This window comes from Erwinia sp. L03-1 (assembly GCF_058686115.1).
The window spans coordinates 2316604-2332143 of the sequence record NZ_CM178762.1 but is presented as its reverse complement, the minus strand read 5'-3'; the positions used below and the strand labels follow the sequence as shown (position 1 = coordinate 2332143).

Annotated in this window: 11 protein-coding genes; all 11 read right to left on the bottom strand. The window is 54.5% G+C overall.

Annotated elements, in window-relative coordinates; translation table 11 throughout:
* Window position 1 precedes the first annotated feature (1 nt).
* Window positions 2-1588 carry a major capsid protein gene (locus tag AC4PCC_RS10840; protein WP_492127379.1) on the bottom strand — a complete coding sequence of 529 codons (1587 nt, stop codon included), beginning with the start codon at window positions 1586-1588 and terminating at the stop codon, window positions 2-4.
* A 105-nt stretch (window positions 1589-1693) separates the two neighbouring features.
* Entirely contained in the window at window positions 1694-2143 is a 450-nt protein-coding gene (locus tag AC4PCC_RS10835) for a hypothetical protein (protein WP_492127378.1), read from the bottom strand.
* 206 nt (window positions 2144-2349) lie between these two features.
* The gene (locus tag AC4PCC_RS10830) at window positions 2350-3234 is read right to left on the bottom strand and encodes a rolling circle replication-associated protein (protein WP_492127377.1); all 885 of its coding nucleotides are present in this window, start codon (window positions 3232-3234) and stop codon (window positions 2350-2352) included.
* A 209-nt stretch (window positions 3235-3443) separates the two neighbouring features.
* Window positions 3444-3869 (bottom strand): putative T6SS immunity periplasmic lipoprotein, encoded by a 426-nt coding sequence (locus AC4PCC_RS10825; protein WP_492127495.1) that lies wholly within the window; start codon window positions 3867-3869, stop codon window positions 3444-3446.
* A 251-nt stretch (window positions 3870-4120) separates the two neighbouring features.
* The gene (locus AC4PCC_RS10820; RefSeq protein WP_492127376.1) at window positions 4121-5329 is read right to left on the bottom strand and encodes an aldose 1-epimerase family protein; all 1209 of its coding nucleotides are present in this window, start codon (window positions 5327-5329) and stop codon (window positions 4121-4123) included.
* Window positions 5330-5616: 287 nt separating this feature from the next.
* Complete coding sequence (gene thiM, locus AC4PCC_RS10815) at window positions 5617-6402, bottom strand: hydroxyethylthiazole kinase (RefSeq protein WP_492127375.1); 786 nt, start codon at window positions 6400-6402, stop codon at window positions 5617-5619.
* 37 nt (window positions 6403-6439) lie between these two features.
* Complete coding sequence (locus AC4PCC_RS10810; RefSeq protein WP_492127374.1) at window positions 6440-7336, bottom strand: sulfurtransferase; 897 nt, start codon at window positions 7334-7336, stop codon at window positions 6440-6442.
* Complete coding sequence (locus tag AC4PCC_RS10805) at window positions 7333-8676, bottom strand: LLM class flavin-dependent oxidoreductase (protein WP_492127373.1); 1344 nt, start codon at window positions 8674-8676, stop codon at window positions 7333-7335. The genes AC4PCC_RS10810 and AC4PCC_RS10805 overlap by 4 nt, the downstream gene beginning before the upstream one ends.
* 244 nt (window positions 8677-8920) lie before the next feature.
* Window positions 8921-10996, bottom strand: coding sequence for a glycogen debranching protein GlgX (gene glgX, locus AC4PCC_RS10800; protein ID WP_492127372.1), 2076 nt, complete (start codon window positions 10994-10996; stop codon window positions 8921-8923).
* Entirely contained in the window at window positions 10989-13538 is a 2550-nt protein-coding gene (treY, locus tag AC4PCC_RS10795) for a malto-oligosyltrehalose synthase (RefSeq protein ID WP_492127371.1), read from the bottom strand. Before treY ends, glgX begins: the two co-directional genes overlap by 8 nt.
* A complete protein-coding gene (treZ, locus tag AC4PCC_RS10790; protein ID WP_492127370.1) occupies window positions 13535-15322 on the bottom strand; it encodes a malto-oligosyltrehalose trehalohydrolase in 1788 nt (595 codons plus the stop codon). The genes treY and treZ overlap by 4 nt, the downstream gene beginning before the upstream one ends.
* Window positions 15323-15540: the final 218 nt, after the last annotated feature.

The following is a 15540-nucleotide window of genomic DNA, read 5'->3' as shown; positions in this document are numbered from 1 at the left end:
CTCAGAAATGGTCGATATAGCCAGGAACTGAATAGGTCGGCATTGGCCGGGCGCATTTCAAATCGAAATACACATCGGTGATAAATTCTGGTTCATCTTGCACAGCAAGCACACGTTTAAGAGGAGGGTTTTCCTCAATGAATGTTTTATTGAGGGTAGGGAGTGAGTCAAATTTTTGGCTTAAATGCCAAACGTCGAGACTCTGCGGATCCGTTGACCGCAATTTGCCAGTAATTTTACTATTGGCATAACGATATTCAGCGAAACGCTCTTGATATCCGAAAACGTCATCATCTTTATCAATGCCTTGAGCGAAAATTTCTTTATTTAATACAGCCTGCTCGCCTAAATGGGCGAGAGAAGGCCAGTAGTGATCGAAACGGGTTTGACGGGAAAACATCCGTGGAACGCCTTGCTGATAGGTTAAATCAGCACGAGCGCAGCAAATACCGATAATAAAACAATGCTCAACGAAAGAATGTTTAAATCCATTTTTAACGCCTGCGGCAATACCGTAGCTCGCTAAATTCCCCTGTGGGGTTTCTGAATTAGTAGCCGAGTTTTGAACGACAGGGTTTATATTGACATTAAACTTACCGCCGCCGAGATATTCGGGGCGCTGTACGCGAGCATCGGGGGAAATAACACCGAAGTGGGAACGAATCAACTCAGTATAACGAGTACCGCCACGAGCATCGCGTTCTAATAAACGCTGGAGCTGAAAAGCTTCACGCAGTGAATTAATAGTAACGCCGCTTGCAGTGCTTAAATCAGCGGCTAAACCATCACGAACGAATAAAGGTTCATTTTTAGTATAGGGGGTACTGAATGGTGACATGACATCATCATTTGAGTTACCAGACGTGCGAAAGAACTTGATAGCATTAGTCGGGCCTGTGCCCTCAAATTGTGGGCCAAGCATTAACGGACCTGTGGGAACTATATTAGCATTACCAGCTAAGCCGATATTAACACCTGGGCCTTTTTGCGGCCAGGGAAGACAGGAGGTGAAATAGTCATGGCGCTTACAGCGCTTTAATAGCTCGAATTTGTCTTCGGCGGGAACATTATCGCCGCGAGAGAAAGGAACGGAATCAACCAAATTCTGGTCGCGGAACCATTCATTAAAAATAAGATTGTAGGCACGGAATGGGAGGGCGCTTACGCTCAAATTATCTACGCCTGTTTGAATACCGAAATAATCAGCGATAGAACCAACTTTAAAGCCGCCAGCAGGGGCTTTTAGCTGTGGGATAAGATAATCAGTAGAATCGCCGGGATTCTCTTGCTCACCATTAAATTTCTGCCAGTTGTCCCAGACGAGACGATAGGGGACACTAAAGAAAAAATAATCAAGTGCAATATTATCCATAATCGGAACGATTGGGGTAGAGAGACGAGTAATCATAGAGACTTTCATATCAAAGGTGTCGCCTGGTAGGGCTTCATCAACGAAAAACGGTACGAGATAGCCACTGTCGAAAGTAGTCTTAAAGCCACTTGAACGATTAAACACGCTGCGCTGTATGTTGGCAGACGGAACTGAACTGAAATCATGCTTCATTACGGACTTGTTACGAAAGCTCATATAGAATCCTTATGCAATAAAAGTGAATAACTAACGTTAGGGACTGACACGTGGTGTCAGTCGGAACAATTACATCAAGTAGGGCATGTTCCGGCGTGAATAAATTCACGCTTTAGCCTCCGGTGTAGCGGTGGCTATGGGCGCTGCCGCGGGCTGCTCAGGCGCTTTCGCAGGCTCGCGAGCCTGCTCATCTCCTGAGCCTAATAGGCCAAGCTCTACGGCCTTATCGTAGTTTGCATCGTCGCTCATGAACTGGACGTACTTACCTGGGGTATCATCAAATTCACGCCGTATATTCGCTGGGAGGCTGTAAAAATCCTCTTCGACGGTTTCAAGCGTCTGCAATGCAGTTTGGTAGTCTTCATACATTGAAGTATCAATAAACTCCTGGCGTTCAGGAGGAGTAAAAATAGAAGTATCGCCAGTTCTGGCGACACGCTCGACGATTTTATTAATATTAGTTTCATCGCGAAACTGCTGCTGCGCGAGAGTAGGCTCAAAATCTCCGAGTGCGGGAGAAGTAGGGCGTTTATAACGGGAATATATTTTATTCATCTTCAACCTCTTCAAACATATATATGAGTGTGCGTTTAGCTTCTATAACTTGTAATTCATCACGAGAATTGTGTTGTAACGAAGCTATGCTATATAAACTAAATTCATTAGCGTTCCATTTAGAACAAAGTTCAAAATATATTCTTACAGCTTCCTCGTCAATGTGTGCGCAGAATGAATGAACATCACATCCAAGATGTGTGTCTCTAATTATATATAGTTTGGTCATTTTCTAAAGTCCTCATCATATTTTTGAATTTAATTAGATTGAATTTATCCAAATCCTGCAAACGCCACGGGTCTAATATTTTAGCGTTTTCAATCCTTTTTAATTTATTGGCTTCCAGTAGCTCCAAATCACAACCAGATAACAATTTATCATAATATTTGGGCGGCATAGATTGGCGACCGCCGCGACTAATTACGCGGTCTTGATAAACAATGTCGTCATAATATTTATAAAAAAAATCAGCACCAAGACCGGGCCGACGAGACATAACAGAGTATTCAGGAACTTTACCATTATAGTGTTCATCCTTAATTGAACCGTTGACTTTTTTAACGCAATAACGCGCGACATAGGCGGCAGATTCAAATGAAAAAGCAGCAACGATAGAAAAGCCATAATGCCATAGAGATTGAAGGTGGTCAGATGTAAATAGAGGGAACTTTCCGGCCTGATGTAGTCTTTTATCTGAAAAGTCATGGCCGAAAATAACAGCATGGTAATGGGGACGAGACAATTTAGTACCGTATTCGCCACAAGCGAAATAACGAATTTTTTTACTACCTAAAGATTTGCGATAACGTTTGAAAAATTTAGTTAGATGGTCTTTAACTAACGAACCATCAGAGGGCAGGTTATCATTGTTATATGTGAGCGTGATAAAGCATGAAGAATCATGCATATGGTTCTCATGAACCATGCGCGTAGCCCATTGGCGACTATGAGATAAGCGGCAAGATATGCACTGGCCGCATGGAAGAGAAAGGAAGTTAAAATTATGTAAATCGGAGTGATGGGGCATTTGAAAGAAAATCTTCTTTGATGCCTTAGACTGCCAGCTCTGGAGCGGCTTAGTACATGGCATAGAGACCTCCGTGAAATGTTAGCGCACTGTTACCCCAGTGCGCATAATGTATATTATGTTAAATTGAATATACTGATTACTTAGCTCATGCTCTCACTTACCCAACTCGATGTTCCCTGCTATCAGCGCCGGTGGATTTTTAGAGGTGGCAACCTGTTTGAGTTTTCTTAACGTTTGGCCTTTCTCTATTCATCACGTTAGTGCGTTGATCATCTCATTATCTCACTATCCTTAAGCGGTATACTTTTCACCTGCCCCTGAGAAAACTCAATTCCCGTCACCACGCTTCTTTGTGGCAATCCACCTGGCGCTTCAAGTATGTATTGTACGACGTACTGCGCCTTATCTGTGGATCGGTAAAAGTTGGGTGGAATGCATAACTTGCCGTTTTTAACCCTTAGATCAGGCGAATCCGTAACGGACAACTTTTGTGGGGGTGTTCCCCTGGGATTAATCGAGATCAGAGAAGGTTGGTAGTTTGCTGCGTTACTAACTACAAAACAGACATCTTCTCCAGTCTGACTCACCGTGGTGGTTTCGTCTGCTGTTAACCTGTCACCTGATCCTGGGCAACCAGTCAGAAAAAAAATCGATGCAATCAGTAAGATGGAGCAACGTTTACGCTTATAAATCATCATTATCTCCATGGGAAGTGACTCATTGTTTCCTTGTACTTTTGTCGAATTACAGCCTCGCTCTTATCACCATCCAATGTGATATCCCCTCTTCTCTTAAGTGTCAACCACACTGCATAGCCGTAGTGACTCAAAATAAAATGGTCTGCAATGACTTGAGCCTGTTGTTCCATTGGATGGTACTCTGGGATCTGTCACTAAATCCTGCCGGATCCAATCTTTGTCAGATCCGGTTTGATTATCCCGCCAACCTACTCTTTGGCCATTGGCGTCGCAATCTCATCAACTTTCGTTTCGCCCTGGATTTTTTCGATTCTGTTACGAACCCCGGTTACCTGATCGCGGCTGTGCAGCAGGGTGTAGGTCAGGTCAAATGCGGTACTTGCGCCGGGCTGTAGCTGTTTCACGCGCTTCTGCTCACGCTCAATGGTCACCGGATAGGCATAGCTGGTGCCAGGCTCAATACCGGTCACGTAGCCCTGCTTCAGGGTATCGGTGTTTTTCCATAGCGTCAGGACGGGCAGCTGCCTGGTATCGAACTGGATGGCAGCGCCCTTATCCCCGGCTTTATTGATCACCGCCGCAAGGGTCTGATGGTTTGCATCAGACAGCGGACTGATGTTGAAAACCATTTCATCGAAACCTTTGGTCGGACCCGCATAGGTCTGCCATGTTTTTAAACCCGCTTTGGCATAATCGTTAAAGGGGCTGATGCCGGACATCGGTGCCAGGAACCGCGCGCCTTCTTCAAGAATGGGCGTACTGAAGTTGCTGTGATAGATAATCTGATAATCGTGCGGATAGTCTGCATGGTTGGTTAAAACATCATGCAGGCTAAAGCTGTTGCTGCCGGGCACGTAGCGCAGCTCGGTAAGGGTCTGCAAATCCGCTTTTTTGAAGGTGCTTTCCTTTATCAGGCCGCGAATTCGAATTTCATGCGGAGCGGCGTCCGCCACTTCCACTTCCAGCCGGGATACCGGCGTATTACCCGCTTTGCCGTGTAGGGTATAAATCTGACCGTCAGCGGTGACTGGATGGCCAGTCCATTCGTAGCCGCAGCGGACCATCATTTCGTTAAAACCTTCCAGCCAGCCCACGCCGTTGCGGCTTTCCAGATTGATAAATGCCGGGTTCACGACCTCTTTTACCGGCGAATCCCAGCCCATTCTTGAGCCGAAGCCCTCCACGCGCAGCAGGTTCATGCCCCGGGTCGGACTGAGGGTAATTGTCAGTCCCGACTGACTGTGAATGACAATGATTTTACTGCCTTCCTGTTTACCCCCGTGGAGCACCTTTTGTTCGATGCTGAACGCGCTGTCCTTAATCTTCAGCTCGTCGCTGGAAATCTTCCAGTTCCCTTGATCTACAGCCTGTTCAGCACTTGTCAGCACCCAGGTTTTGGCCACAGCCGGAGCAGAAATCATTACTGCCAGCACCGTCAACGCCGCTCTTTTGTTCATTTGTATCCTCTTTAGCTGAATCGTTTTTAGATTAGTTAAAGGAATTTACTGATAAGTAACAAATAGAAACGTGACTTTCCTCACCCGGCAGGAAAAGGCCGCTAGGGGGCTTCGAAAATGGGATGTGAATCACAACCTGTCGGCAATAACGAAACTGTTACACTGGATTATAGTGATCTTGAGAAGACAAGGCTTTAAACGATTCAGCTTAAACGTATAAAAAGCGAGCGCACTCAGGCCTGGCCCTGTCCCTTTTAACGGGAATCAGGCTCGATCCGCCGTGGATATTACGCTTCGTGCGGATCAAGCAGCGACAGGTGATCCAGAAAGCTCACCGCAAAGCTGCCGGTGCCGCGTGCGGATGATGCCCGCTCGCTGGCCTGGGCATAAACCGCATGGGCGGCCGCCACCGCCGTCAGCGGATCGGCCGGGGTTGAGAGGAAGGCAGCGATTAAGCCACCCAGACTGCAACCCGCTCCCGTGACCTGCGTCAGCCGGGCGTCTCCCCCTTCGACAAATATGGTGCGATTGCCATCGGTGATGTAATCCGTCGGGCCGCTTACCGCCGTGATACAGCCAAGCCTGCGCGAGAAAGACTGAATTGCCGGTAGCGCCTCCTGCGAGGTCAGCGTGGTTTCAACCCCCTGTCCTCCGCCCTCGCCGCCTGCCAGCGCAATCAGCTCCGAGGCGTTGCCGCGAATCGCAGCAGGCCTGAATTCAAGCAGCCCCTGTACGACACGATCGTATTCGACCGCACCTGCGCCGACCGCCACCGGATCCAGCACCCAGGGGACACCCGCATGATGTGCAGCCTGCGCGGCCTGGCGAACCTCCCCGGCCGTATTGCTCATCAGGCTGGCGGCGTTGATCCAAACCGCACTGGCATGACTGCCGAACACCTTTTGCCAGTCGAGCGCTGCGCCAATTGCGGGTCCCGCGCCCACCGCCAACAGCACGTTGGCAGAAAGGTTAGCGGCAATATAGTTGGTCAGCCCGTAGCAAAAAGGCTTGTGCTGTTTGATATGGCTGAGCGCCTCTCGTACTGCGCTGTCGCGCCATGAAAGCTGTTGCATAATAAACCTCATCACCCTGGTAGAAAAAAATCGTCAGTCAGCGGATAAAGATGCCTCTTCCCTGCCCCTTTTCAAGCGGCAGGCCGGGATCGCTCAGCCAGCCGTTTAGCGAATCATCATACAGTCGCAGAGACTGCGGATCTTCGCCTGCGGCGGCAAACGCCAGCGCCAGCCCGGCCGCGTTAATACCGCCGCCACAGTAGAGCAGCGGACGGCTCTCTGCATGCAGGCCCAGCAATGCTAACCCTCTTTTTAATGCGGCGGTATCAATCAGGCCCTCATTATCCAGTATGGTCGGATAAGGCAAACTGTAGCTGCCGGGAATATGCCCCGTTCTGGCGTCTGGATCCGCGTCACCGCGAAACTGCTCGCTGCTTAGCGCACAGATCAGCGGCGGATCGCCTGCTTCCTGCGCCTGCCTGACCGCGTCGGTCGAAACCAGCAGGGGATATTGAGTTGTCAGCCGTATATTTCCGACTGGCCGGAGGGGTTCCGGGCCCGATACCAGAGGGCCGGAGAGGCGGCACCAGGCGGCGAAACCGCCATCAAGCACCCGAACGTTATGAAACCCATAGACCGCGCGCAGAAGGTACCAGACGCGCGCGGCCCAGGCACCGTTAAGCCTGTCATACAGAATCACCCTGCTCTGCTGATCCACGCCGAGCTTTTGCAGAGCCTGGGTGAGGATGGCCGCCGACGGCGCGGTAAACGGGTGCGCGGCATTCGGGGCGGAAAAGCCTTCAAAAAGGTCGGCAAATCCTGCGCCAGGCAGGTGCTGCTGTTCGTAATCCGCCCGGCCAGATAAGTAGCGTGTGGTGCAATCCGGGGCCGTCTGGCGACTTACCGAACAGTCCAGCACCACGACCCTGTGTATATTCGCAACCAGCCATGGAACAGCCACCAGCGGCCCATCGGGCAGTATCAGCGGCGTCACCGGCTGCCTCCCGGACGTTTAGCCCGCTGTTGCCACGCATCACGCGCGGGCCGGTTCAGGCCAAAGTTCTCGCGCGCCGTTTTTCCCTCATAGGCCGTTTTATGCAGGCCGCGTCGCTGTAGCTCCGGCACCACCTGCCCGGCAAACTCTTCAAATGCGCCGGGGAGATGGGTGGCCTGGATCATAAACCCATCCGCCGCGCCGCGTTCGAGCCACTGCTCCATAGTATCGACTATGGTCCTGACCGATCCGACCATGCTTCCTTCGGTTCGCGCACCGTACCAGCGCCCTATTTCCCGGATACTCAGCCGTTCACGCTCCGCAAACTCACGCACCTCATCGTAATGCCCCTGTACGCCAACATTCTCCAGCTTTGGCAGCGGACCCTCCAGATCGAAGCGGGTGAGATCCACATTGACGTGATACGCCAGACGCGACAGGCCCGCCAGCGGATGAACCAGTTCGGCAAATTCCTGATGCTTGCGCTGCGCATCCCGATCGCTGTCGCCCACGACCACCGTCGCCGCCGGAAGGATACGCACCTGCTGTGGATCGCGCCCGGCGGCGACGACCCGCCGCTTCATATCCTGATAAAAATCTACGGCAGAATCGAGAGATTCATGGCTGCAAAAGATGACGTCCGCCCAGCGCGCAGCAAAATCACGCCCCGAGGGCGAGGCTCCCGCCTGGATAAGCAGTGGATAACCCTGAGGCGAACGCGGGACATTTAACGGCCCCTGGGTACGTATATAGTCACCCGTAAAATTCACCGAGCGTACTTTCTCCGGCAGGCCAAACTCGCCCGACGCTTTATTCAACACCAGGGCATCATCATCCCAGCTATCCCAGAGCTGGGTTGCCGCCTGCAATACCTCCTCTGCCCGCGCATAGCGCTGTTCGCGCGGCGGTAGTGCGGGCGCACCGAAGTTCTGCGCCTCGGCGTCCTGAAAGGAGGTAACAATGTTCCATCCCGCCCGCCCGTTACTGATATGGTCAAAGGTCGCCAGTGAACGGGCAAGATTGAAAGGCGCCTGATAGCCGGTTGACAGGGTGGCGGCCAGCCCAAGATGCTCGGTAACGCCAGCCATTACGCCAAGGATAACCATCGGGTCCAGACGCGGTGTTCCCGATCCCCATTCCACAGCAGGCGTAAAGGAACCGCCGAGGGAACGGGGAACCGACAGCGCATCGGGTATAAAAGCAAGATCGAAGACCGCGTCCTCCAGGATGCGTGCAACCCGGCGGTAGTAGTCGGCGGAGAGGAAGTGTGAATCGGCATCAGGATGTCGCCATCCGGTGGTGCCCATTGGCCCGGCGTTCAAAAAAGCAGCAAGGTGCATATCAATCTCATTCTTTTGACATCTCACGCCCCCGCCAGTGGCCGAAACCCGGGCGGGGTATGATGATTATGGGTGTTGAACGAATGAGATTATCACGGCGACTTTTGCCCCTTTATGCCAATAACTTCTGTCTTTTTCTCTTTATCAGCTATTAAAAGCCCGGACGATGCCGGGCTGGTGGGATAATGACGGTGAGGCGTACCCTGTGACGGCCTTACAGAGGACGGAGGCTATCCGCGCCCTGCTACGGCCTTCGGAAGATGGCGATGCTGCGCCCCTCCAGCTCGAACTCTTTCTCCCGCGTGATGACCAGGCCACGCTTTGCGCTGTCAAAAGTGGTCAGCTCAAGCACCCAGCCCCCTTCGCCAAACTGCGGGATCAGGAATGGGACGTTGCCTTCAAAGGGATTAAACAGCATCAGCACGTCGTGCCAGATACCCTCCTCCTGCTGTAAATCCTCGCGGCCGAGATAGACGCCCAGCGTTGATCCTTCATCCCACTGCTCAGGCTGCTGAAAACCGCCCCCGGCGTTAAACCATTTAATATCCATGCCGTCGCGCCAGTTCTCGCGGCGAAGCAGCGGCTGCGCGGCCCGCAGGGTAATCAGCTGGCGGGTAAATTCGCGCAGCGCATCACTGCTCCCGGGCAGATTGTCCCAGTGGATCCAGGAAACCTCGCTGTCCTGACAGTAACCGTTATTGTTGCCCATCTGGCTGCGGCCAAACTCATCGCCCGCCAGCAGCATCGGCGTACCGTGTGAGAAGAAGATGGTGGTCAGGAAGTTGCGCTTCTGCCGCTCACGTACCGCATTAATGCCCTCGTCGTCGGTTGGCCCTTCGGCCCCGTAGTTGTCGGAGCGATTATCATTATGGCCATCGTTGTTATCTTCGCCGTTCGCCTCATTGTGCTTTTCGCTGTAGGAAACCAGATCGTTTAGCGTAAACCCGTCGTGGGCGGTAATGAAGTTAACGCTCGCCCAGGGCCGGCGTCCACGCTGATCGTAAAGGTCGCCGGAACCCAGCAGGCGAGCGGCAAAGTCCGTCGAGACGTTATTGCCCTTCCAGTATTCTCGTACCGTATCGCGATATTTGTCGTTCCATTCGGCCCAGCCCGGTGGGAAACCGCCAACCTGATAGCCTCCCGGGCCAATATCCCAGGGTTCTCCAATCAGCTTTAGCCTGGAGAGCACCGGATCCTGCATCACGGCATCGAAAAAGCCGCTGCGCTGATCGAAGCCCTCCGGTTCACGGCCAAGAATGGTCCCGAGGTCAAAGCGAAAGCCGTCGATATGCATGGTTTCCGCCCAGTAGCGCAGCGAGTCGGTGATCAGTTGCAGTACGCGCGGGTGCGAGGTGTTAACGGTATTACCCGTGCCGGTGTCATTAATGTAATAGCGGTGCTGGTCTGGCAGCGTGCGATAGTAGGAGAAGTTGTCGATGCCCTTGAAAGAGAGCGTTGGCCCCAGCTCGTTCCCCTCTGCGGTGTGATTGTAGACCACGTCCAGAATCACCTCTATACCGGCGTCGTGGAAGGCACGTACCATATCGCGGAAGCCCTGAATGCCCTTCGGACCAAAATAGCGTGAGGCGGGCGCAAAGAAGCCCAGGGTATTGTAGCCCCAGAAATTCTTCAGTCCGTTGTCTAGCAGGTGCTGGTCATCGGGGAACCAGTGAACCGGCAGAAGTTCGACCGAAGTGATGCCCAGGCTCTTGATATAGTCAACCGAGGCCTGATGCCCCATCCCTTCAAAGGTGCCGCGCAGCTCCACGGGCAGCGCAGAGTTAAGCTGGGTGAAGCCTTTGACATGGGTTTCGTAGATAACGGATTTCGGCCAGGGCACCGAGGGCCGGTTATTGTCCTGCCAGTCAATGGCATTCGGATCGATAACCCGGCACTTAGGCATAAAGGGCGCGCTGTCGCGCTCGTCAAAGGTGAGGTCCTTCTCCTCATGCAGCAGGTCATAAGCGTAGTGCGCATCATTCCACTCAACGTCACCGACCAGTTCGCGTGCATAGGGGTCAATAAGCAGCTTGTTGGCGTTGAAACGGTGACCGTTCTCCGGATCGTACGGGCCGTGAACGCGATAGCCATAGAGCGCGCCCGCCTTCAGACCCGGCACATAGCCGTGCCATACTTCGTGGGTATATTCCGGTAGCGTAAGCCGGGCGATTTCCGTTTTGCCACTTTCGTCAAACAGGCACAGCTCAACGCGCTCCGCGTGTGCCGAGAAGATGGCGAAATTGACGCCGCCCTCATCGACGGTGGCACCAGGAAGATGGCTGGATCCTGCCGTAATTTCAAAAGGTTTACCGTCAGACATTTATCCCTACTCCTGATAATTCATCACTTAACAGCACCAGCGGCGACAGGTTACCCAGCGCCGTTAAAGTCAATCGGTCCACCAGCGAAATGGTTTCACCGCTGAGAACATTTCGGTAGCGTCGGTTTGCGAGACGCTCGGGCAGGATGATTTCCGTCTGCGTCCAGCCCGCAGGGTGCCCCGGGTCGGATCCGTCAACGGCATCAAACACCAGACGCGGCGCGATAACCAGTAGCGCGGCCTCATGCCCCACCCGGGCAAAAGCGATAACTTTCTCTGCACGGTTACCCGATGCGCTAAGCGGCAGATACTCCCCGCGACTAAACAGGGTCGGCATTTGCTGACGCAGATGCAGCAGCCGGGCGATAACCTGCTGCTTGAGCTGGCCATCGAAGTCCCTGTCCGGCGTCAGCGACAGGTTTTCCTCCCCCAGCCGCTCAAGCGCGGTGAAATCCGGCTCGCGGCGGTTATCGGGATCGACAAGGCTGAAGTCCAGCGTTTCGCTGCCCTGATAAATATCCGGCACGCCGGGCGCGGTAAGTTTGAGCGTGGTCTGGGTCAGGCCGTTGACCAGCCCGGTACGGATAACGGGCTGCAGAGAGGCAGTAAAATCGTGCAGGAAGGCGTGACTGGCTGGTGCAAGCAGCTGGCGGGCATAGTTGAGCACCGCCTCTTCGTAGGGCGCATTGCTGTTGCCCCAGTCGGTGCGCAGCTTGGCTTCGCGCAGCGCCTTTTCGACAAAAGCGATAAACCGCCCCTCAAGCGCCTCCAGTCCCGCGTTATCTTCCGGACGCAGGCGAACCGGCCACGCGCCTGCCAGCGCCTGATACAGCATCCATCTGACTGCGGGTTCAGGTGCCGGACCGTCGTCGAGCGTGATGATATGATGCTGGTTAATCTGGCTCCAGCGTGCCACGCACCCGGCCCAAAGCCCCGGCGCTTCGGTCAGCGCATAGAGGCGGGCGCGGGCATCTTCCCCGCGTTTGGTGTCATGGGTCGAGGTGGATGAAATCGCGTCCGGCTGCCGTTCCAGTCGTCTCTGCATATCTGCATGAAACCGGGCGGGCGAAAAGTCGCGCGGCAGCGGATCCGCGCCCACTTCGTTGAGCCCGAGGTTCACGCCGTGGCGGAAGAACAGCGTATCCTCTACCGATTTTGCCATCAGCGGGCCAGTAAGCTGCTGGAAGCGAAGGCGAAATGTGACGGCGTCACTTAATGCAGGCTCGGAGAGGCAACCTTTCAGGATCCCGACAATGAAATTGACCGCCTGAGAGTCCGGCGCATTAACGCCGCTCCTGACCGCTTCAACCACCCGGTCCAGCAGCGCACTGTCGGCCTCAGGTAGTCCCTGTGCGGTGCCATAGGTGCGATACACCGGAAAGGCAACCAGCAGTTCGCGCAGTGCCGCGCGGAGGGGACTTTCGCTTTGCGTCCCCCCCTCCTGCGTGGCAATGTCCTGGGCGAGATGCAGGAGTCGGTTAAACTCCCCGGCAAAATTCCTGTCGGCCATCAGCACCTTTGCCGCGCGCAGTTCGCTCTCCATCGCCACGGGCCTGCCGACCTGCTGTTCGTAGGCCCTGCGCAGGTTGCCTGTCCCACTGTTATCCACCAGTACGTCGGAAAGCGAAGAGATAAATTCATAGCCCGTGGTGCCGGAAACCGGCCAGTCGGCGGGAAGCTGCTCGCCCTCGCCGAGAATTTTTTCGACCGTAATATAACAAGCGGGTCCGGCTTCCTGGCGAAGACGCTCAAGATACCCTTTCGGATCGGCCAGGCCATCGACGTGATCCACGCGCAGCCCGTCAACCGCACCGGAGTGCACCAGCTCCAGGATCAGCCGGTGCGTATCGTCAAACACGGCGCGATCCTCCACCCGTACGCCAGCCAGCCCGGTTATCTCAAAAAAGCGGCGGTAGGAGAGATCGCTCGCCGCATCCCGCCATGACGTCAGTCGCCAGGGCTGACGCTGATGGAGCGCAGCGATCCCGGCGTTATCGGTCAGCGCGAGTACCTCAGTTTCCTGCCCCTGCCAGGTTTCGGGTGCCAGCGGATAAAAACTCTCGTAGCAGGCCAGCGCGGGTTTGCCGGTATGCGGATCGGCTTTGACTGCGATATCCCCGTTCTCCAGTACCTGCTCAAACGAGTCGCCAAGAAAGGGCAAGGTCAGAGGGCGCGACCAGTCGATATCAAAATGTCGGGCGTAGCGGCTTTTTTCGCCGTGCTCAATCACGTCATACCACCACGCATTCTCCAGCGAGGCGGCCATATGGTTCGGTACAATATCCAGAATCAGGCCAAGCCCTGCTTCCTTCAGTACCCTAACCAGCCGGTCAAAGCCTGCACGCCCGCCAATCGCCGGGTCAATGGCGTTAGCATCGGTCACATCGTAGCCGTGGCCAGATCCAGAGGTCGCCGTAAAAACCGGCGAGGCATAGAGGTGGCTGATGCCGAGACGCTTAAGATAGGGTACAAGGCCAGCGGCCCGGTCAAAGGTCATGCCGTTGCGAAACTGAATACGCCAGGTTGCCGTTGGGATAGTCATTTACTCTCTCCCGGGGCTAATCGTACAAGAATGCTGTTTTGCGGCAGCGTTTCACCGGCTTCAGGCCAGGCGAAGATTGTCTCGCCTGGCTGGTCAGGAAGCGGCTGGGCGGCCGCGCCAATATTCAGCGCCAGGGAGAGCGTCCCCTGTGGGAAGGCCCAGCTTACGGCGACAAAGCCCTCCGCGGTTTTCACCACCCTGCCCGCGTTGCCGCCAGCGGTGGCAAGCAGCGGCACAACAGACTTTTGCCGTAGCGCCAGCAGTTCGCGGGTCAGCGCCAGCCAGTTTTTCCCCTCGTCGCTCTCTGGTTTGCGCCAGTCAAGTTTGGACAGGGCAAACGTCTGCTCTGCGCTAGGATCGGGAACGCTGCCATCTTCATGACCCGCATGCCCTTCAAACTCCTTCGCGCGACCCTCGCGCACGGCCCTGGCAAGTTCGCCATGAAAGTCAGTAAAGAACAGGAAGGGATTCGTTTCCCCATACTCCTCACCCATAAACAGCAGCGGGATATGCGGTGAGAGAAGCAGCGTGGCCAGTAGGATCTGGGTGCGATCGGCTCCGGCAAGCTCAATCAGCCTTTCACCCCTGGCGCGATTGCCTGTCTGATCGTGATTCTGAATAAAGTCGACAAAGGCCAGCGGCGGCTGACCGCTGCTTTTAACCCCGTGCTTTTTGCCGGTCTGCGCTGAAACCTCACCCTGCCAGGCGAAACCTTCCGTCAGGATGCGGGCAATCAGCTTTTCCGGCTGATGGGCAAAATCGCGATAGTAGCCGTGGGTTTCGCCGGTCGCAAAGACGTGAATGGCATTATGGAAGTCGTCGTTCCATTCGCCGCTATACAGCGGCACGGTGCCATCCTCCCCGCGCGGATGCAGGAAGATCACGTTGCGGTTGTCCTCGGTGGTCAGATGCACGGGACGGTCGGTGATTTCAGCGCGGACGCGCTCAGCAATCTCAATGAGAATGTGCTTCCCGGAGGGATCGTCGATCTGGTCGATGGCATCAAAGCGCAGGCCGTCAAGGTTATACTCCTGTAGCCAGTAAAGCGGTGCCTCGGCGATATAACGTCGGACGGCATCGACATCGTAGGCAATGCCCGCGCCCCACGGCGTCATCCGCTCTTTATGGAAGAAGTCCGGTGCCAGCAGCGGCAGATAGTTACCCTCAGGCCCGAAATGATTCAGGACAATATCCAGCACCACGGAAAGGCCATGGCCATGCGCAGCATCGACGAAGGCTTTGAAATCATCCGGTGTGCCATAGGCAGAATGTGGTGCGTAGAGCAGGACACCATCATAGCCCCAGCCACGATCGCCGCCGAACTGGGACACCGGCAGGAGTTCGATCATCGTGATGCCGGTTGCGGCGAGGTAAGGCAGCTTTTCAATGGCGGCGTTAAAGGTGCCTTCCGACGTGAAGGTGCCAATATGCAGCTCGTAGACCACCGTCTCTTCCCATGGGCGCCCCGCCCAGGCGGTGTTTTGCCAGCGGTAACTCAGTGGATCGATCACTATCGAGGGGCCATTAACATCTGCTTTTTGTGCCCGGGCAGCGGGATCCGGCACCTGCGTGCCGTCGGCAAGCACAAAATTATACTCCGCACCCGGCGCAACGCCCTGTAATGTCGCTTCAAACCAGCCGTCGCCGGCCGGGTCCATCTCTGTGTCTTTACCTGAGAGTCTTAACGTCACCCTCTTCTGTCCGGTCGCCCAGAGACGAAAACGGACTTCACCCGCGCCGACGTATTCCGCGCCCCAACTTTTCGTAAATTTCCCTGACGCCATTCGATTGCCTCGTTTAACCCGTAAGTGAGCAATGGGCGCCATCGCCCGTTTGTTGTTCAGGTGATGCCAGTATAAACCGTTAAAATTTGTGGCTGTTGGGCAGCTGTCATCGGACGGCCGCCCGAAGAACAATCATAGACTATTCCTTACAACCCGTACTTTAAGGTAACCGTCTGTTTCAGGTCGTGCGCTTACCTGAGACGGGCATTTTAATTACG